This is a genomic window from Pseudoalteromonas sp. S558 (assembly GCF_005886635.1).
Classification (GTDB): domain Bacteria; phylum Pseudomonadota; class Gammaproteobacteria; order Enterobacterales; family Alteromonadaceae; genus Pseudoalteromonas; species Pseudoalteromonas aliena.
Genome location: NZ_PNDU01000635.1, coordinates 1 through 370, shown reverse-complemented (window position 1 = coordinate 370; position 370 = coordinate 1). Strand labels below are relative to the sequence as shown.

Here is a 370-nt window from a genome sequence, read left to right as displayed (position 1 = left end):
GCCGAATTAATTTGTTTAGCTAAGCAACATAAGGTGATTTTATTTAATTTTGAATCAAGTGCTGTATGTGAGAAAAACTTATTATTATCCCAGTTCAATGGTGTTTTTTATAGCTCAGATGCTGCAGAGGATATTTTTAAAGCGCTTGTAAGAATAACCGATGGCGAGCTATGGTTTACTCGTAAAGTGATTTCTGGTGCATTCAAAGATATATTAAATTCAGCCTCATCTCACAATTTATTGCACGACGACATAGTACTTAGTAAATCGGATTACGAAAACTTAACTAAACGCGAAAAATCGGTAATTCAATTAATAGCGCAGGGTGCGAGTAACGATAAAATAGCGAACAAACTCAATATTAGTGATC

The 370-nt window shown here is 34.1% G+C and carries 1 protein-coding gene; it reads left to right on the top strand.

The features are described 5' to 3' along the window. Window positions 1-370, top strand: a 370-nt coding sequence (locus CWB66_RS21745) for a LuxR C-terminal-related transcriptional regulator (RefSeq protein ID WP_215811722.1), incomplete at both ends; no start/stop codon positions are given.